We start from the raw sequence: 19,707 nt of genomic DNA, 5'->3' as shown, positions 1-19,707 counted from the left end.
ACAAACCAATTAAATTTCAGTGGTATTTGGGTTCCCGTTTCAGAACCGTGGATTATGTCCATAAAAAAGTGCTTGAAAAAATTCAAGCACTTTAATCGTATGTTAAGAAAATCTAGACTTATTTCTTCCCTATTTTTTTCTGCTCCTCGGCCTGCTCCATCATCTCGCGCATCTTTTTCTGAAACTTATTTTCCTTCTTAGGCTTCTTTTTATTCTCTTGTATCTGGGCGTGGATCTTGTCCTCGTCCAAAATGAAATTCTTGATGGCCAGCATTATAAAAATGGTAATCAAGTTAGACACAAAATAATACAAACTTAGTCCACTTGCATAGTTGTTAAAGAAAACCAACATCATCAAGGGGGACAAATACATTATAAATTTCATATTGGGCATTCCTGGTTGCGTCTGCATATTCTGCCCAGTGGTCATCATCATATAAAAGAATATGGCAACAGAGGCCAAAATAGGAAACAAGCTTACATGATCCCCATAAAATGGAATGGTAAATGGCAATTGCGCTATAGCATCATAGGAAGAAAGGTCATCTGCCCACAAAAACGGTTTCTGTCTCAACGCAAAGGAAGTTGGGAAAAACATAAAAAGGGCGTAGAATATCGGCATCTGCAACAGAGCAGGCACACAACCACTCATAGGGCTTACCCCGGCCTTATTATACAATTTCATAGTTTCCTGTTGCTTTTTCATGGCATTGTCCTTGAACTTCTCATTAAGCTCGGTAATTTCAGGTTTCAACACCTTCATTTTGGCTTGAGACAAGTAGGACTTATAGGTAGCTGGCGACATTATAAGTCTTACCAAAATGGTCATGACTACAATGGCAATACCAAAAGGTAGGAACGAACTTAGGAAAGTATATACCGGGGTAAAGATATATCTGTTGATCCATCCAAAAATTCCCCAGCCAAAAGGAATGGAATCTTCCAGTCCCAATTCCTTGTACTGCGCCAATACCTTTACATCTGTTGGTCCGTAGTACCAATTAAAATTATAGGCAAACTCACCGCCCTGCAGCTCCAAAGGCACCTCGGCCGCGAACTCCTTGGTAAATTGTTGGGTGTGACTTTCCTCCTCCACTAAATTTACAGAATTCAATTTGGCCGTTTTAAACTTATTGGCATAAGTAAGAATAGAACTAAAGAAATGCTGTCTGTAAGAAATCCATTTTATATCCACTTCCGTTTCCTCATCCTCACTGCCTTCGGATAATTTACTTATTTTGTCACCATCGTGGTTATAGGTAACCCTGGTATATCTATTTTCATATTGGATACTTTTGGAATGGCGGATCGACTTCATCTTCCAATCCAAATCAATGGGCTTGGAACTATTTACGATGCCATTTAAGCCTTGAGAGCGCACTGTAAAACCAATCAGGTATTCGTCAGGTTTCATTTCGTAGCGATATTCCAAGAACTTATCCGATGCCACTTTGGCTTTCATGGACAGCACCTGATTCTCACCAGATTTGGAAAGAGTGGGTTCAAAATATAGATCGTTTGTATTTAAAACCCTATTGTCCGAAGTACTAAAATTAAGTGCAAAATTGGCATTGCCGTCTTTTATCAAATAAACTGGAATGGAATCATAGGTTACGTAACCTTTCATTCTCGCCTCGATAATCTGGCCTCCCTTGTTGCTTATTTCCAAATAAACCACATCGTTCTCCAATACTGTGGTTCCTTCTGAAGGAGCCGTATATCCAAAGGCACCTAAGGCACTTTTGTAGCTTGCCACCGCTGTTGAATCTTGTAGATCGATTGTTTTGGGTTGGGCAATCTCTTCATTGGGAGCATTGGCTTTTTGCATTTCAGCGGCTTCCAGCTGCTCTTGTTTTGCCTTCTGTGCTTCCAGCTCTTCCGGTGTTGGCTGGTTCTGCCAAAACATAAAAATAAGAATACCAAAAATCAGCACAAAACCGATAATGGTATTAATATCCAATTTCTTTTCCTCCATCTAAAGTTTAATTTAAAATATTATCGGCAGGGATACAAACAACAACTACGTTCCCAGCGAATTAAATCAGCTTGCAAATATATGCCCAATTGGGTGATATATGCCAAACTGGCACTAGTTTATTGCTTTCCTTCCTTCTGGTGCTTTAAAGCAGCTTTAATAAACCCTACGAACAACGGATGCGGATTGTCTACCGTACTCTTGTATTCAGGGTGATATTGAACCCCAACAAACCAAGGATGGGCAGGAACCTCTACTATTTCTACCAATCCTGTTTCCTTGTTTACACCGGAAGCTACCAGTCCAGCTTCCTCCAGTTCCTTTTTATATTGGTTGTTGAACTCATAACGGTGACGGTGGCGCTCAGAAATTTCGGATGCCCCATGATAGATTTTTTGTACCAGACTGCCTTTTTCCAAATGACAGTCCCAGGCTCCCAATCGCATAGTTCCTCCCTTATTGACAATATTTTTCTGTTCCTCCATAATACTGATCACTGGATCTGGGGTATTTTCATCCATCTCCGTGGAATTGGCCTTTTTAAGACCAAGTACATTTCTGGAATATTCTATTACGGCCATCTGCATTCCCAAGCAGATGCCTAAAAATGGTATTTTATTTTCACGGGCAAACTGCACCGCTTTAATTTTCCCTTCTATTCCTCTTTCCCCAAAACCTGGGGCCACCAGTATACCGTCCAGACCTTGCATCTTCTTTTCAATATTTTTTGCAGAAAGATGTTCGGAATGAATTGATTTCACTCTTACTTTTACATGGTTTACAGATCCGGCATGGATAAAAGATTCCAAGATGGATTTATAAGAATCCTGCAATTCAACATACTTCCCAATAAGACCAACGGTTACTTCATTTTTAGGATTTTTATGCCATTGTAAAAATTGTTTCCAATTTGTAAGATCCGGCACTACATTGTCCGGCAGGGCCAATTTCTTTAAGGTCACGGTATCCAATCCTTCCTCTTGCATTAAAATAGGCACATCATATATGGTCGATGCATCTATGGATTGTATTACCGCCTCCCTTTTTACATTGCAAAAAAGTGCCAATTTATCTTTTAAATCGTCTGGAATTTCATGTTCGGTCCTACAAACCAAGATATCGGCCTTTATCCCACTTTCCATCAAGGTCTTTACGGAATGTTGGGTAGGCTTGGTTTTTAATTCTCCGGCCGCAGAAAGATAAGGTACCAAAGTCAGGTGGATCACTATCCCATTATTATCGCCCAACTCCCATAGCAACTGGCGAACGGCTTCAATATAGGGTAGAGATTCTATATCCCCAACGGTACCACCTATTTCGGTAATTACAATATCATAATCCCCGCTCTTTCCCAATAATTGGATACGTTCCTTAATTTCGTTGGTAATATGGGGTACTACCTGAACGGTCTTTCCCAAAAATTCACCTCTGCGTTCCTTTTCTATAACACTTTGGTAAATTCTTCCCGTGGTAACATTATTGGCCTGTGAAGTCCTAACATTTAAAAAACGCTCGTAATGCCCCAAGTCCAAATCGGTCTCGGCACCGTCATCGGTAACATAGCATTCACCATGCTCATAGGGATTTAAAGTTCCCGGATCAACATTTATATAAGGATCTAATTTTTGAATAGTGGTTCTATAACCTCTAGCCTGTAATAATTTGGCAAGAGAAGCTGCTATAATCCCTTTTCCGAGGGATGAAGTAACCCCACCGGTTACAAAAATATATTTAGTCTGCGACATGAAGCGTTAGGTTGAATTCGTAACGCGAGCAAAAATACGAATTGCTATCACAATTCACGGGTATTATTGGGGAAAATCTTTTTGAATTTTACGAATTAGGCCCTCAAGTCCGTTAATTTTAATTTCCAGCATGGCCCGCAACAAATTTCCCAGCTTTCCCTCTGGAAATCCGCTTTGTTGAAACCATACCAAATAAGGTTCGGGCAGTTCCACCAAATATCTTCCCTTAAATTTACCAAATGGCATTCTATAATGTGCCAATTCTATTAATTGTCTCTTGTCCGGAACTACATTCATACTACAGATTCTACCCAAATATACCATCTTAGGGAACGCATCCCAAGTTTTTGATTGAAATCTATTTACTAATATACCCCAAGCCCATTTTGAACTTTCTATTTCGAAATTTCGTACTTTTAAGACAAATCACCTATCTTTATACACGTACGATTTACATTTATAAAGAATTGCGCATTATCCATGGATATATCCAAAATAATACAATGGGCAACCCAGAGGAAAGATTGTAGTACACCTCAGGCCCGATAAATACACAAGGAAAGTGCTAAAGCGATCCATATAGTACCTTCAATAAAAAAATAAAATAGAACAGATGAAACGAAGAACATTTATAGGAACCTCAGCAGCGGCATCGGTTGGCATGCTGGCATACAAAACTGGAAATGCAATGGAGCCAAACAAAAAAGAAGAGTCCAAATTAAAAAACAACATTAACCACAGTGTTTGCTACTGGTGTTATGGGAGCATTCCGCTAGAAGATTTTTTAAAGTCACTAAACGACCTGGGCGTAAAAAGCATTGACCTTATTGGTCCAAAAGACTGGCCATTGCTTAAAAAGTACAATATTAATTCCTCCATGTGCAACGGGGCCGAAATAAGCCTTACGGAAGGATGGAACGACCCGAAATATCATGAGACTTTGATTAAAAATTACACGGAAATGATTCCCAAGGTGGCAGCAGCGGGCTATACCAATCTTATCTGCTTTAGCGGCAATCGAAGGGGAATGGATGATGCTATTGGGTTACAAAACTGTGTGGACGGATTAAAGAAGATTATGCCGCTAGCCGAAAAACACGGAGTGATAATACAAATGGAGTTATTGAATTCCAAGGTGAACCACGAAGATTATATGTGCGACCACACTGAATGGGGCGTGGAATTGTGCAAAAAATTGGGATCCAACAATTTTAAACTGCTTTATGACATTTACCATATGCAGATTATGGAGGGCGATATTATTCGTAACATCCAAGACTACCATTCGTACTTTGGACATTACCATACCGGAGGCAATCCTGGACGAAATGAAATAAACGAAACCCAGGAATTATATTATCCGGCAATAATGAAGGCTATTTTGGCCACAGGCTACAAAGGACATGTGGCGCAAGAATTTATCCCCACTTGGGACGATAAAATAGCCGCCCTAAACGAAGGGGTTACCATTTGCGACGTTTAAGAAATAAATCCAATTAAAGGAGAATTTGAAAAAATCTCCTTTAATTGTTTAAGGCTTTTTTAATCTTTTTATTCCAAATTAATTGCTGAACGGTATCCCTGGAAAAGTTGGTTTCGGAATCATATTGGTTCTGATAGTCGTTTAGCTCACGAAGTATATTCCTATATATCTCCTTTACTTCAGATTTTGCATTGTTGGTAAATTTGGTCTTGGCCAAAATTTGCCTAAAATTTCGGGCGTACACTTCGGATATATCAAAATGTAATTGCTCATGGCTTAATATAATCGGATTGGCCAATTTAGTCTTGTACCAGGATTTATCCGGATAAAAATGGGTGTCCACCTTGAAATCGAGTTCCATTCTATCCTTGGTTCCCTTAGCAGAAAAACTGTAGGTGATACCGCTGGCCGTAATAGCCGCGGCATTGGAAATATTGGATGGCTTGCCCTTGAAATCGGACCACTCTAATTTTCCTGTGGGGGTCCATAAAACCACTTCCTCTTCCTGGCCATAGCCCAAATGCAGCATAAGCCCCATAAAAAGCCATATTGCTTTTTTTAAAGATCCCACTGGAAAGTAATATTCCTTACGATGTCTGGGTGCAAACTATAATGAACGGGGCAGGTACGAGCCGTATGTTCCAAAATTTTTCTGTGTTTATCAGAAATTATCTTGGGCATATTAAATTTAACATCTATCCTGGTAATCCGCCTTGGATCGGCCTCCATATGCTTTATTACTTCGGCAGTGGAATTCTCCAAATCCAATTCCAAGCCCCTAGCCTTTATTCCCATAACAGAAAACATGCAACTGGCCAAGCCTGTGGCAACAGTGTCCGTAGGGGAAAATGCTTGTCCCAAACCTTGATTATCCAATGGTGCATCCGTAATAAAGGAATTGCCAGATCTTATATGTTCACAGTTTGTTCTAAGTCCACCGGTATAGATTACTTTCGCGGTCATAGGATTCAGTCTTTAAGTTCAATAACATTCATATTCTCATATCCAAGAATATAAGAAGCCCTGTTATAATACCCGGAAGAGATGTCTTTGTTAAAGTTAAATTTGTTCCCCACATATTCGGTCTCCCCAACAAGTTTGGAAGCACTTACCAAGTCCCTTTTATAGGCCAATTTTAAAAGTAGGTCATAAGTGAGGTCAAAACCACGAACTGCATAAGCATCCGGATCCGCCCCATATCTCTTTCTATATAATTTTACAAAACTATTCTCCCCAATTTCCCGTGAAGCCGAAGGATAGGTAAACCTCAAATTGGAAAGATGGGAATAGGAAACAACCTCACTGTCAAAAGCCTTGTTCTTGTCTGTTGTAAAAAGTCGTATGCCAATATCCTCACTTATCAATGAATTAAGTAAAGAACCTACGTGATAAACCACATTGGCCTGGTCGGTTTCCAAAAACACCCAGTTCTCGGTCTCCAAAGAAAGTATCTTGGAGATTTTATCGATATCCACCGTTCGATCCTCCTTTAAAGCCACTATTTTGGCCCCAGGAAACTTCATTAACAAAGCAGATTCCGTAGGCTTGTTCTTTTGATCTGCAATTATGATTACATTTTCCTTTGTCCTTAATCCTTCAACATAGGTCATCATATGATCCGCCATTACCTTTTCCGAAGGCAGGGCAAAAAACACATTGTTCAAGCTTAAATCGCTCTTATCTGTTAAGGGTGCTACCACGGGCACTCCATATTCCGAAGCTTGCAGCGCTACCTCTTTTAAGGATTGGGACTCCAAGGGACCAAAAATTGCCGATACCCCAATTAAATTTTCCTTTTGCAAAATACCCTTGGTGCGATTCAGGTCCAATTGGGTATCATATGTTTTAACATCTACGGAGATTCCCAGTTTGGCTATAGAATCTAAAGCAACCATTGCCCCAGAATAGAGTCCCAAACTGTATTTTACATCTTTTCTATTCTCAATGGCACTCTTGGTGGCAGCATTATCGTTTAAATCCAATCTATCCAATCTAAACGGTAAAAGAAATACCAATTTTGGGCGGTTTAATGTATTGACACTGTCCCTTAAGTTGATCTTATCCAGGATAAGTGCATTTTTTACATCAAAATTTCCTGTCTGGGCCTTGGGCAGTTTCAAGACCATACCCGCCTTTAACCCATCTTTTAATTCTGGATTAAGTTCCAATAATTCCGTATAAGTAACACCAAATTTACGCGTAAGTGAAAACTCTGTTTGTTTTGGTTTCACCTCATAAAAATTGTAATTCTCAATATTGACCTCACCGGTCTCCATCTTTTTCGCCGGTATCCTCAGTATCATACCTTCCTTAAGCCCTCCCCTCTCTTTTATTTCAGGGTTCAAGGCTATAATTTCGTTGGCCGTTAGTCCAAATTTTTTCTCCAAACTATAAAAAGTTTGCTTGGCCGGAACGGTATATGAATTGTACAATTGGGTTTCTTGATCCTTGATGGAACTCCCCAATATCTTTGGCAATAGAAGCTCCTGTCCAGAAGAAAGGTAATCGGATATTTTGGACAATTTAGGATTTAACACCAATAAACTATCTATAGTGATCCCGTATTTATTGGCTATACTCCAACGTGTTTCCTTAGGTTGTACGGTATAGATTTCATAATTATCTTCAATGTATGCTTTTTCGGAAGGGTCTACCTTTTTATATTTGGGTATCTTAAGAATCATGCCCTTTTTCAACTGAACGGAATATAGCTCTTTGTTGTAACGCTTAATATCATCCTCAGAAATATTGTACTGTTTGGAAATACCAAACAAGGTTTCCTTTCTTTTGGTCTTATGTGAGGTATAACCTATAGGTTCCCGTTGTTGAAGACCGGACTCATCACCTTTTAAGGCCTGCAATAAGGTATTGACTTCCGAAACACTATCTTTTTTTACTGCCACGCCGTTGGACGCTGGTATTACCAAGATGGTATTGGCCCTTAAAGCTTGACCTTTTTTTATCTCCTTGTTGTAATTTAATATTCCTTGCTCGCTAACATTGTATCTTTTTGCGATACTTTCCAAAGTTTCACCCGCTTTAACGGAATGAGTAGTGAATTTTTGCGCAATTGCATTGATGCTCACCAACATTAATAAAAATGTTGTCAATATTACTTTTCTATATATTTTCACAAGAATAGATTTTATTTGTTCTATTTAAAATAAGCCAAGTACAAAATTGAGAACGAACATAAACACAACAATGTTATAATAATAATTAAAAATTAATGCACAGCTGGAAATTTAAAATTCCTCTGCACTTGCTCTTCAATTATTCCCATTCGATCGTTGCCGGTGGTTTGGAACTAATATCATAAACCACTCTATTTACACCCCTAACCTTATTTATAATGTCGTTGGAGGTTTTTTGCAAGAACTCATAGGGTAAATTTACCCAATCCGCCGTCATACCGTCTGTACTTTCTACTGCCCTTAAAGCTACACATTTCTCATATGTACGTTCATCCCCCATTACGCCAACACTATTGACGGGCAAAAGCATAGCTCCCGCTTGCCAAACCTTATCATAAAGACCCCACTCCCTTAATCCGTTGATAAAAATGGCATCCACTTCCTGTAAAATAGCCACTTTCTCCCGGGTAATATCTCCTAGGATACGGATGGCCAAACCTGGTCCCGGGAAGGGATGTCTACCCAACAACTCCTTATCTATTCCTAAACTGGCACCTACACGCCTAACCTCATCCTTAAACAACATTCGCAAGGGCTCCACGACCTTCAATTTCATATAATCGGGCAATCCACCAACATTATGATGACTCTTAATGGTCGCTGACGGACCTCCGGTGGCAGAGACAGACTCTATAACATCAGGATATATAGTTCCCTGTGCCAACCATTTTGCATCTTCCACCAAGTGTGATTCATCATCAAAGACCTCTATAAAAACTCTACCTATGGCCTTCCTCTTCTTCTCTGGATCGCTTTCTCCTTCCAAGCTGTCCAAAAAACGTGCCGAAGCATCAACACCCTTCACATTTAAGCCCATTCCTTCATATTGGTCCAATACCGATTGGAACTCATTTTTCCGCAACAGTCCATTATTTACGAAAATACAGTGCAAATGTTTTCCGATGGCTTTGTGCAACAAGACTGCTGCAACAGTGGAATCCACTCCGCCGGATAGGCCAAGTATTACCTTTTCATCACCAATTTTAGCCTTCAATGCCGCAACGGTAGTTTCAACAAAAGAATCCGGAGTCCATGTCTGAGCTACCCCAGCTATATGGACCAGAAAGTTTTCCAACAATTTTTTCCCGTCGGTAGTATGATAAACTTCCGGGTGAAATTGTATGGCATAGGTCTCTTCATCCTTAAGCTTATAGGCCGCATTTTCCACATCATGGGTACTTGCCAATTTAATGGCACCTAAAGGCAATTCTTTTATGGTATCACTATGGCTCATCCAAACCTGGCTACCTTCAGAAATCCCTTCAAAAAAGGATTCACTGTGATCTATAAAGGACAATTTTGCCCTACCGTATTCACGGGTGTTGGAAGGAGCTACATTGCCACCGTTAAAGTGGGCCAAATATTGGGCTCCGTAACAAACGGCCAACAAAGGCTTTTTCCCTTTTATTTGAGACAAATCCGGGTGTGGTGCGTCATCTCCCCTTACCGAAAACGGCGATCCAGAAAGTATCACTGCTTTGTATTCCGATAAATCTTCGGGCAAATGGTTGTACGGTTTTATTTCGCAGAAAATATTAAGCTCCCTTACCCTTCTAGCGATGAGCTGCGTATATTGGGAACCAAAATCTAATATGAGGACGTTATTTTGCATGGGCAAAAATAGTAATTTGAAATTTTTGAAAAAGTATCTTTAGGGTATAATAATCACAAAACTTATAAACAGAAAGATATGTAGGTAAGCTTTTTGCCGATATGCCCTTTGAAATAAGGGCTTCTTTTAACCAATGGAAAACACAATAATTAATCAAAACACCCAACAATCAAATTCGAACAGGGCTTATTTTTAGGTCAATTGCAAAGATTTTTACATTTAAGCACAAAAAAGCCCGGTAACCAACCGGGCTTACTAATCAAAACTAACCTAAACCAATTAACTAATTATAACTACTCACAATTTCGTTTGAAATTATTTTCAAATTCATAGCAATTTATATCTATAACACCTGAGAAAAGAAATACCCTACTCCAACAATTATTTTTATCTTTAATATAACTAAAAAAAGATCATCATGGCCACCGTTTATTTAAAGGAAATAAGGGAAGAGCTACAAAAAGTGCTCACGGAAAAAGACCATCCTTTCCGATTTTTCACACTTGCCACCGTAGGATTGGATCAGGTTGCGCGTTTGCGCACCGTTGTATTAAGGGATGTTTCCGAAAATCTAAAACTGACTTTTTATACCGATAAGCGCTCAAAAAAAATAACACATATAAAAGAAAACAAAAGGGTTAGCCTACTTCTATACCACCCTACCAAATTGCTTCAATTAAAGATTGAAGGCACGGCAAGCTACAAAGATGATGATGCCACCAAAGAGAAATATTGGAGCAAACTGGATAGCTACGCAAAAAAACAATATACTACGAGCAGGTCTCCTGGAAGTAATTTAATCAATCCCCAAAATTTGGAATATTTAAGTGAAGAAAATCATTTCTGCCTGGTAGAGATTATACCCTACAAAATAGAATACCTAAAATTAAGTCAACCCCATCATATAAGGGTCCGGTTCTCCAAAGTTGGTACTCAGTGGGAAAGTGAGTATTTGGTGCCCTAGGATGATTTTAATCAACCTAAACCACATCCTTCAAGGCCATGGAATCCAAAATCATGGAAATATCTTTCTCGGTTGTATCCGGGTTAATAAAACAGAATCGCGCCACAGTTTCGTAAACGCCCTTTTGCCTATACTTGGTAGGAGTAACCAGCGCAAAACCTTCCCTGTGATTTTTATAGGTCCAATGAGTATAATCTTGAGGTAACCATCCTTTTCTTCTGAACAGGACACAGGATAGACTGGGCTCCCTTACCAATTCTACCAAGGGATGCTTCCTTATTAATTGTCCTGCTAAATTGGCCAACCCAATACCCTGATCAACGGCCCATGAATACTTATCGGTTCCGTGCATGGCCAGTGAAAACCAAAGCGGTAAGCCCCTTACCCTGCGCGTCAACTGTATTTGATAGTCCGAAGGGTTAAAACCATGGGCACCTTCATCCTTAAATATTTCCAAATAGGAACCTTCCTGTGAATGTGCTTCCTTGGCCAATTCCGGATTCTTATAAATTATAGCCCCACAATCATAGGGCGAGAAAAGCCATTTATGGGGATCAATGGTTATACTATCCGCCTTTTCTATGCCATGGAACAACGGTCTGGCCGATTTGGACGCCAAGGCGCCGCCACCATAGGCAGCATCCACATGGAACCAAAGATTTTCAGCCCCACAAATTTCGGCAATACCGGACAAATCATCTATTATACCTGCATTCGTGGTACCTCCGGTTGCCACAACGGCGAATAACCTATCCCTTTGTTGGGCATCCAAGGTAATTATGCTGTCACTTAGGGCCTCTGCAGTCATCTGTTCCTCTGTTTCCACCAAAAGCACGTCACAATCTATAACCTTGGCCATAGATTTTACTGATGAGTGGGCCCCTGAAGAGGTTATGATCAACCCTTTTTTATTGACATTTTCTGGATTCTTCCGCCAATTTTCCCTGGCTGTTACCATGGCCGATAAATTGGCAGCCGTTCCTCCGCTGGTGAATACCCCAAACGATCCCTTTGGCAAGCCTGTTAGGGACACCAACCATTTCATGGCTTCGTTCTCACAAAATATTCCGCCAGCCCCTTCCATCCAATAAGCCCCATGAATGCTGGATGCCGAGGTTACCAGATCGAACATGACTGCCGCCCGTGTAGGTGAGGCCGGTACAAACGCCAAATGTCTGGGATGATCAATGGGTACCGTAGCCTTTATAAGTACCTCTTTAAACAATTGAAAGGCCCTTTCCCCTCCAATACCATCAGGAGTTATTGTTTCCCCTACCAAGGTCTTTAACTCCTCTTCCTTTTTGGGCTTGCCTAATTCCGGGGCTGGATGGGTAATTCGACCAATGGCGTATTTCATGACATCCAATGTCATTTCCACCATTTCAAAGTCTACTTTGTGCATGGACATAGTCTGTTTTTAACAAATATAACCTTTTTGATTGTCTAAAAATATGCGCTGCAGTGCAATAAACCAGTGTAGATCAATCCATTTTTACTATAGAAAACTCACCCGAAAGCGGCCTAAGTGCTTTCATTAAATGTGGTATCAAGCGCTCTCCATACTCTAGATAAAGTTCTGAGAAATTAAGGTTGCGTTCTTGAAGTGATTTATTGGGAAAAAGTTGATTCTGAATTTCGGTCATACGCACCACATGGTCCTGTAACTTCCTTTTTTGGGCCTTAAGCAGTCTCCCTTGCAAATTATCCAAACCCTTTAATTGTTTAACCTCCTGGGCTTTCACGGCTCCTAAAAAAGAAGCATCAGTTTTATCGGCCAGGTCGTACAAGTCCTTGAACTGCTCCTGTAAATATTTTTTTTGAGGTGTAAAGTCAATATCTATATTGGATATTTCCCTGATCTTCTTATTAATAAAACTACTTTGATTTAAAAATATGTCAGAAAGGGAAATATTCATTCGTTCTAACTTCTCCATCTGCTTCCCAGTAATGACCAAGGCCGAATTACGAAGCAATAATATTGGAAAAGGCACCTTCATTTCCGTAAACATGGCTTTCAATTGCAACCAATACGCCAATTCGCCTCCTCCTCCTATATAACACAAATTGGGCAATATAACCTCCTGATAAAGAGGTCTAGTAATTACATTGGGCGAAAAACGTTCAGGATAATGCTCCAATTCCTTCAGAATTTCTTCTTCACTAAATTCAATTTTAGTGTCGTTTACATAAAACCTACCATCCTGCTCCACAATCCTCTCCCGGACACCATCCAACAAATAAAAATAATTGATTTCCCTTGGGTTTACCTGTATACTGTAATTACCGGGTAGTATCTGTAGTTGATCTATAGTTTCAACGACCTTATTGTAAGAAGCGTTTTCCAACAAATCGCGCTTTACAAAGGGCACCAATAAGCGCTTCAATTCGGTATTGTTCCCATCCAATATAACCAAGCCGTGTTCACCAAAAAGTTCATTGGCCAAAAAACGGGTTGCATCTGCGAGATTATCGTGCTCCAAATACGCTTTGGCAAACCATTCCTTAAGCTTAGTGGCGTTGATACTATTTCCCATTTCATTGGAAAAAGCCTCCAGGATAGATTCAAGTCCATCGGTTGCCAATGGCCCTACCGCACCGGAAACATTTTTATTCCACTGTAATTTTTTCCCTTTAAAATTGAAGTAATTTATTTCATCAAAATCATGATCCTCGGTCGCCATCCAATAAATAGGCACAAAATTATTTTCCGGATTGGCCAGCTTCAGTTCTTTGGTCAAATTGATCGTAGAAATAATTTTGTAGAGAAAATATAATGGCCCTGTAAACAAATTTAATTGATGCCCGGTTACAACGGTATACGTGGAGGGCTCTTTAAGGAGTGATATATTTACCTTAGTATCCTCCGAAACATCAATATCCCTATATTGATGTTTAAGAGCCAAATACAGAACTTCGCGATGGGAGCTTGGAAAATTTTGCTTGGCACTTATCTGCTCGGCAAACTGATCAATTTGGGGTGGCCTTTCATAAAAAGGAGACAAAGATTCCTTCCCATCCAGATAATCACATATTAAATTGGAAAAATAACCGGTTTTTTTAAAGGGTATGCATTCGACTTCCATAGAAATAATTGGTAATAGCTGGTAAAGATAAAATTATCCCTTTTTTCAGTTCCTAAAAATACGTTAAGAAGTTTAATATTCGCTTTTTTAAATCTTTTTGATGGGCAACTTACTCAATCCTAAAAGCTACAAGTACTTTTAGAAGACAATTAATATCACGAATATTCCTTAGATTTGATTCTTAGCAAATCAATGGATTTAAATGAAAAAACTTCTACTAGCCTTTTTTCTTCTTTCTTCTGCCTTGGGAATTTCCCAAACATTACTATCTCCCTCCGAATTTTTAGGATATGAATTGGGATCTGAATTTACACGACACCATCAAGTGGTCGACTACTATAAATATCTGGCCGCAAATGCTTCAGATCGGGTTAAATTGGTAGAATATGGAAAAACCAATGAACGCAGGCCCCTTCTCGTGGCCTATGTTTCCGCCCCGGAAAACATTCTTGCCTTGGAGTCCATTAGATTGGAGCATCTGAAGAATACTATTGGCCAGGGATCGCCCACAAAGGCTATAGTCTGGTTAAGTTATAATGTTCATGGAAACGAAAGCGTAAGTACAGAAGCCTCCATGCAGACCATTTATGAACTGTTGACCAGCAAATCTGCTTACTTGGAAAACACGGTAGTAATCATGGATCCGTGTATTAATCCGGATGGTCGCGATAGATATGTCAACTGGTACAACCAATTCAAGAACACTCCGAACAATATAGACCCGAACAGCAAGGAACACCATGAGGGTTGGCTTAACGGACGATCCAATCACTATATGTTCGACCTAAATCGGGATTGGGCATGGCTTACCCAAATAGAGAGTCAGCAGCGCATAAAAGTTTTTAACCAATGGTTGCCCCATGTACATGTTGATTTCCATGAACAGGGTGTAAACAACCCTTATTATTTTGCCCCGGCCGCAGAACCCTTTCATGAAGTGGTAACCGATTTTCAGCGCGATTTTCAGATTACGATTGGGAAGAACCACGCCAAATATTTTGATGCCAATGGTTGGTTTTATTTTACCAAAGAAGTTTTTGACCTTTTATATCCCAGCTATGGTGACACTTACCCAACATATAATGGAGGTATTGGAATGACCTACGAGCAAGGTGGTAGTGGGCGTGCCGGACTGGGAGTAAGAACTTTTATAGGGGACACCCTTACCCTGAACGACCGCATTGCCCATCATCTTACAACTGGGTTGTCTACCGTGGAAGTAGCTTCCAAAAACACAGAAAAATTAAATAGGGAATTCAAGAAGTTTTATCAGAACAAAAATTTCAAATACAAAAGTTATGTAATGAACGGGGATCCAGACAAAATTGATGCCATTGCGGCACTTCTTAGGTCCCATGAGATTAAATACGGTTGGGCCAAGGAAGGTACTGCCAAAGGCCATCTTTATGGCACGGGAAAATTAGGGTCCTCAAAAACCACCCCTTCCAGTTTGGTAGTTTCTACTAACCAAGCCAAAGGCACTTTGGCGCAAGTTCTTATGGAACCCAACACAAAGCTAAGCGATTCGCTGACCTATGATATAACGGCATGGTCTTTACCATACGCCTACGGATTGGAGACAATTGCCTCCCAGACGTTAGTGGAATCCGACCCCTCTGGAGATTGGGAAGTTCTTCCGCCCAAGGGGGCCAACATTAACCAGGACACCTATGCCTATATAAGTGACTGGTCCAGCATGAAGGATGCGCGTTTTTTGGCAGGATTGGTAAAAGAAAATATCAGGGTGCGTTTTGCAAAAAATCCTTTTTGGGCGGAAGGTAAAAAATTTGACCGCGGTAGCTTGATCATCACCAAAGGGGACAATAAAAACCATAAAAACTTTGTGGAGACCTTGAGCCGGGTTGCGTATGACAATAAAACCATATTAACTCCGACCAATACAGGATTTGTTGAAAAAGGAAACGACTTTGGCTCCAGCTATGTACCTGTGGTTACTGACACCAAAATAGCAATGCTATCGGGTGAACCTACAAGTACCCTTGAATTTGGAGAAATTTGGCACTTTTTTGAACAACAACTTCGCTACCCACTAACAATTTTGGATACCGAATATTATGATGAAGTGAACTTGTCAGAATACGATGTCCTTATACTCCCCAACGGGTGGTATAGCAAGTTCTTTAATGAAAATAAACTGAAAGAGCTGAAGGAATTTGTCAAAAATGGAGGAAAGTTGATCGCCATGGAAGGTGCCATAAAGGGTATAAATGGGGAACATGGATTTGCTATAAAAGAAAAGGAAATAAAGAAAGACAGTACAGAAAACATACTCCCTTATGAAGAGGCGGAACGGGAAGATATTAAAAATGCGATTACAGGAGCCATTTTCAGAACCAAAGTTGACCAAACACACCCCCTGGCCTATGGCTACGGAGATCACTATTTTACCCTTAAATTGAGCGACGATGCCTTTGAAAACTTAGAGACGGGGACCGTAGTCTATTTGGAAAATGCCAATTCACCAATTGCGGGTTTTGCAGGAAGTGAAGCAAAGAAAAAAATTGCCAATACATTGGTATTCGGTGTGGAGGAAGTGGGCAAGGGACAGGTTGTTTATATGGTAGACAACCCATTGTTTAGGGGTTTTTGGGAAAATGGCAAACTCTTCTTCGTCAATGCCCTGTTTATGGTAAAATAATTCATATGAAACCAATTTGGTCGGTTGGCCTGGCAGGTTCTAAATAATTTCGGAACCAATAAGTTTAGGTCGAATTAAAGGGGGAATACAGTATACGCCTACCCTGCTATGACACAAACCTTAATATTACATATATAACAATATTAATCTAAAGTGGACAAACAAGCGTTCATATAAAAGCAAACCAAACAACCATAATAAGGAACAGGAACAACTAAAAATATTGGAACATGAAAAACATTTTCGAGAAAAAAGTAGTAGACGAGCTAATAGGGAGAATCAACAAATTAAACCCTAATAGTACAGGATTATGGGGTAAAATGAATGTAGCACAGATGTTGGCCCACTGCAATGTCTCCTATGAAATGGTATATACCGAAAAGCATCCCAAACCCAACGGACCAATGAAACTTATGCTTAAACTTTTTGTGAAACAAGCAGTGGTAAATGAAAAACCATACAAAAAAAATAGCCGGACTGCACCAGCTTTCCTAATCGTGGACGAAAGGGATTTTGATAAGGAAAAGAAGCGATTGATAGACCACTTGATAAAAACCCAAGAACTTGGAGGGGTTTATTTTCACAATAAGGAATCACATTCCTTTGGTCCTTTGACCAAAACAGAATGGAACAATTTGTTTTACAAACATCTCAACCATCATCTGGAACAATTTGGGGTATAGAAAATTAAGGAATAGAGCTTTGGAGCCCATGTGAATGAACATTCCAGAAGGCTTTGAGGCAATTTTAGAGAAAGATTCCATGTTTAAATATTATTCAATAATTTTGCAAATTAATCAACAAATTAGTTCCGAAATTAACTACCAATTGTAAATTTTATGAGAAAGATTACAGGCATTTATCTATTGACAATCTCCATTTTGCTATTCTCTTGTTCCCCCAAAGAAAATAAGATGGGCGACTTTAAATTACTACCCCAACCTCAAGAAATTGAAGTTACCGGGGTTAGTTCAATTTCTCATGATGGAACCCTGAAAGCAGAAGCAAAAAACGGAGAAGTACTACCTATAATTGACTTGGATATTTTAGCGCTGGATAAAAATCAAGGGAAGACAACTTTAATGTATGAAATAGATTCCAATTTAGACGTACCGGCGGAAGGTTACACCCTGACCATTGCCGAGGAACAGATCCTTATCAAAGGTAAAGACGAGGCCGGGCTGTTTTATGCGTTTAAAACCTTGGAACAATTGATGGTGGACGCCAAAGACCAAAAGGTAAACCTTCCAGTATGCCAAATAAAGGATTATCCTTTATTAGCCTACCGCTCCGTCCACTTGGATGTAAAACATCATTTGGAAAAAACAGAATACTATTATGACCTGCTGGATAAGTTTGCCAGCTACAAAATCAACGGTATTATTTTGGAAGTTGAGGATAAATTAAAATTCAAACGTCAACCCATAGTTGCGTCGTCCGATGCCCTGAGTATTGAGGAATGGAAAAAAATCAGCGATTACGCCAAAGAGCGGCATATTGAAATAAGTCCATTGGTACAAGGATTGGGCCATGCCTCGTTTATTTTAAAACACCCGGAATATATGGAACTCAGGGATAACCGAGAAAGCGATTGGGCCTTTAATCCACTAGACCCCAAGACTTATGAAGTACAATTTGACCTTTATTTGGACGCCATGGAGGCTTTTCCTTACGGAAGATACCTGCATGTTGGGGGAGACGAAGTACACACTACTGGACGGGGCAGCAAGGAATCGCCCTTGAAATTACAGCTGTTGTGGTTGGACAAAGTGGCCAAATTTGCAGAAGAACATGGAAAGACCCCAATTTTTTGGGATGATATGCCTTTAAAACAGGCCGATGTTTATGACCCCATGTTCAAAAAAGATATGACACAGGAAGAAGTAGATCAGGTCTGGAAGGAAAACGAGCACAAATTATTGGAGTTTCTGGATATCTTCCCAAAGAATTGTATCTATATGAGATGGAACTATAGTTCGCCACAAGCATTTGGAAATATCAAGGCCATGCAATGGTTTACAGACCACGGGATGGAGGTTATGGGTGCCACGGCAGGCCAAACCAGATGGGTTTTGATGCCGCAGGAAGAGAGCAATATGGAAAACATCCGTTCTTTTGCGGTTAGCTCCATAGAAAGTGGCCTCAATGGTTTGTTGTTGACCCTATGGGATGATGATTCACCACATTTTGAATTGTACATGAGAGGTATTTTGGCCTTTGCCGAATATTCCTGGATAGGGGACAAACGAAGTAAGGAGGAAATAAAGAGCGCCTATAGGCAAAGGGAATATGGATACCCCATGGCCAATGACAATAAGGCCTTTATTACCGAACTTGAATCCCCTGTGGCCTTTTGGAAAAATGCACTGCTTAAAAAGAACCAGCGCAATTTTCTTCATAAGATGACGGATCCCTTGGAAGAAGCCGTTATTGACTTTCCCGACAAAGACAATATAGGGGCATGGAGCTTGGCCAATGAAGTGCGTTTAAAGACAGCTGCCCAAACTTTATCCCAAACCGATAGTATAGCCCAGAAAATAGATAATGCCCGTTCTCTTGCCCTGCGCAACGACCACAACCTACAAGTGTATGAACAGGTAAACAAATTGGCCGGTTATAGTCCAAAAATGCTACTGGCTCTTCGTGATTACGACATGGCGGATAGCAGGGAAGATATCATAGCTACAGCTTCCAAACTAAAGGAGTTGGAGTCAGAATTCGGTAGCCTTAGAAAGGAATTGGAAATGGTCTACAGTAAAACGCGTATTTTGAACAAACCGGATAACTATATCTTAGATCAGGACCATCATGTACATTTGGCCAATCAGTCCATAAATTTTGATTGGCAATTCTATGCAGAAATGATGTTCTTTAAAAAGTTGAACCAAGAACTCGCAAAGGAAATTTATATGGAAAATGCAGATCCCCTAAAAAAATAATTATTTGCCAAAATTTATTACAGAAGAATTAGGGGTGAAATATCTTGTGCCAA

Annotated in this window: 14 protein-coding genes; 5 read left to right on the top strand and 9 right to left on the bottom strand. The window is 40.0% G+C overall.

The genetic code is table 11. The features are described from left to right. Nucleotides 1–118 precede the first annotated feature (118 nt). The 3 genes from yidC to LV92_RS01620 form a co-directional block, all read right to left on the bottom strand. Nucleotides 119–1,975, bottom strand: coding sequence for a membrane protein insertase YidC (gene yidC, locus LV92_RS01630; protein WP_111621933.1), 1,857 nt, complete (start codon nt 1,973–1,975; stop codon nt 119–121). 119 nt (nt 1,976–2,094) lie between these two features. After that, nucleotides 2,095–3,720 (bottom strand): CTP synthase, encoded by a 1,626-nt coding sequence (locus LV92_RS01625; RefSeq protein WP_111621932.1) that lies wholly within the window; start codon nt 3,718–3,720, stop codon nt 2,095–2,097. 63 nt (nt 3,721–3,783) lie between these two features. Next, nucleotides 3,784–4,017: a DUF3820 family protein gene (locus LV92_RS01620; RefSeq protein WP_072862729.1), complete on the bottom strand. Its 234-nt coding sequence runs from the start codon at nt 4,015–4,017 to the stop codon at nt 3,784–3,786. Nucleotides 4,018–4,333: 316 nt separating this feature from the next. On the opposite strand from LV92_RS01620, the gene LV92_RS01615 reads away from it, so the two are divergent. Beyond that, entirely contained in the window at nt 4,334–5,203 is an 870-nt protein-coding gene (locus tag LV92_RS01615; RefSeq protein WP_111621931.1) for a hydroxypyruvate isomerase family protein, read from the top strand. Nucleotides 5,204–5,243: 40 nt separating this feature from the next. Here LV92_RS01615 and LV92_RS01610 read toward each other — a convergent pair whose 3' ends face one another. From LV92_RS01610 to guaA, 4 genes are all read right to left on the bottom strand, one after another. Next, nucleotides 5,244–5,774, bottom strand: a complete 531-nt coding sequence (locus LV92_RS01610) for a DUF922 domain-containing protein (RefSeq protein WP_245946210.1) — start codon at nt 5,772–5,774, stop codon at nt 5,244–5,246. Continuing rightward, entirely contained in the window at nt 5,762–6,166 is a 405-nt protein-coding gene (locus LV92_RS01605) for an OsmC family protein (protein ID WP_111621929.1), read from the bottom strand. Before LV92_RS01605 ends, LV92_RS01610 begins: the two co-directional genes overlap by 13 nt. Before the next feature lie 5 nt (nt 6,167–6,171). Beyond that, nucleotides 6,172–8,337 (bottom strand): LysM peptidoglycan-binding domain-containing protein, encoded by a 2,166-nt coding sequence (locus LV92_RS01600; RefSeq protein ID WP_245946209.1) that lies wholly within the window; start codon nt 8,335–8,337, stop codon nt 6,172–6,174. Between the two features lie 139 nt (nt 8,338–8,476). Continuing rightward, nucleotides 8,477–10,009 (bottom strand): glutamine-hydrolyzing GMP synthase, encoded by a 1,533-nt coding sequence (guaA, locus tag LV92_RS01595; protein ID WP_111621927.1) that lies wholly within the window; start codon nt 10,007–10,009, stop codon nt 8,477–8,479. A 418-nt stretch (nt 10,010–10,427) separates the two neighbouring features. Here guaA and LV92_RS01585 point away from each other — a divergent pair, with 418 nt between their 5' ends. Then, on the top strand, nt 10,428–10,973 hold the full coding sequence (locus tag LV92_RS01585) for a pyridoxamine 5'-phosphate oxidase family protein (RefSeq protein ID WP_111621925.1): 546 nt from the start codon (nt 10,428–10,430) through the stop codon (nt 10,971–10,973). 16 nt (nt 10,974–10,989) lie between these two features. Here LV92_RS01585 and LV92_RS01580 read toward each other — a convergent pair whose 3' ends face one another. Continuing rightward, nucleotides 10,990–12,375 (bottom strand): pyridoxal phosphate-dependent decarboxylase family protein, encoded by a 1,386-nt coding sequence (locus tag LV92_RS01580; protein ID WP_111622319.1) that lies wholly within the window; start codon nt 12,373–12,375, stop codon nt 10,990–10,992. 79 nt (nt 12,376–12,454) lie between these two features. Then, a complete protein-coding gene (bshC, locus tag LV92_RS01575; protein ID WP_111621924.1) occupies nt 12,455–14,056 on the bottom strand; it encodes a bacillithiol biosynthesis cysteine-adding enzyme BshC in 1,602 nt (533 codons plus the stop codon). Nucleotides 14,057–14,258: 202 nt separating this feature from the next. On the opposite strand from bshC, the gene LV92_RS01570 reads away from it, so the two are divergent. The 3 genes from LV92_RS01570 (at nt 14,259) to LV92_RS01560 (ending at nt 19,654) form a co-directional block, all read left to right on the top strand. Continuing rightward, nucleotides 14,259–16,715 (top strand): M14 family zinc carboxypeptidase, encoded by a 2,457-nt coding sequence (locus LV92_RS01570; RefSeq protein WP_111621923.1) that lies wholly within the window; start codon nt 14,259–14,261, stop codon nt 16,713–16,715. 230 nt (nt 16,716–16,945) lie between these two features. Next, complete coding sequence (locus LV92_RS01565; RefSeq protein ID WP_111621922.1) at nt 16,946–17,398, top strand: DUF1569 domain-containing protein; 453 nt, start codon at nt 16,946–16,948, stop codon at nt 17,396–17,398. Between the two features lie 156 nt (nt 17,399–17,554). Then, complete coding sequence (locus LV92_RS01560; RefSeq protein WP_111621921.1) at nt 17,555–19,654, top strand: beta-N-acetylhexosaminidase; 2,100 nt, start codon at nt 17,555–17,557, stop codon at nt 19,652–19,654. Nucleotides 19,655–19,707 lie beyond the last annotated feature (53 nt).

Origin of the sequence: Arenibacter echinorum, assembly GCF_003259375.1 — a bacterium.
GTDB classification, from domain to species: Bacteria; Bacteroidota; Bacteroidia; order Flavobacteriales; family Flavobacteriaceae; genus Arenibacter; species Arenibacter echinorum.
This window is presented reverse-complemented; position numbering and strand designations above follow the sequence as displayed.